The sequence below is a fragment of the Agaribacter flavus genome (genome assembly GCF_042646125.1).
Classification (GTDB): Bacteria; Pseudomonadota; Gammaproteobacteria; order Enterobacterales; family Alteromonadaceae; genus Glaciecola; species Glaciecola flavus.
Genome location: NZ_JBHRSW010000052.1, coordinates 1 through 620, shown reverse-complemented (window position 1 = coordinate 620; position 620 = coordinate 1). Strand labels below are relative to the sequence as shown.

Below are 620 nucleotides of genomic sequence, written 5' to 3'. Positions count from 1 at the left end.
TTGCTCAGACTCAAGGCTAGAAAGGTAGTCCACACCGTCTTGGGTGTAGTCGCTCAGGGCATCAGTATTCATATTCACGTAGTAATCGCTGATCCCTGCGGGAATAACGTCGAATAGCAAAACATCGGGAGTAACTTTGTCCAGCGCTTCAGGGTCAGTAGGTCCACGCGCTTCACATTGGTCGGCAATAATGTAGTAGTACCTTCCGGCATTCATCGCCAGACTTTGACTGGAAAACAACAAACATAAGCAGCAGAACAATAGGCGCATGTGTACTCTTTGCGTGAACAATAATTTTCGGCGTCCATTTTCATCGGAATGGCAAAGAATAACAATTAAAAAAGGGCATCAGTTGATACCCTTTTTAGCGCTTATTACATAGTTATTGTACTATGTCTGGCCCTGTTTTGGAGGCCGTGACTGCCACGGCCTTTGTGAGGCCGCGTGTTTGTGCAAAGAGACGGATTAAGCACCTTCGGTCGCAATAGAATGGAGAAGCTTTACGCTTGCTGATCTATAGGCGCTTTGCGCTAGTGGTAATGCTAAAAGGCAGTGCTGTTTATGGTCTTAGGTCAGGTGGTTACTGATTGATAGAAAGATGCTGGCAGTGCAGATGCACG

The 620-nt window shown here is 46.5% G+C and carries 1 pseudogene; it reads right to left on the bottom strand.

Annotation, left to right across the window (positions count from 1 at the left end):
• Positions 1–270 (bottom strand): annotated as a pseudogene (locus ACFOHL_RS17525) (hypothetical protein); the annotation flags it as partial.
• Positions 271–620: the final 350 nt, after the last annotated feature.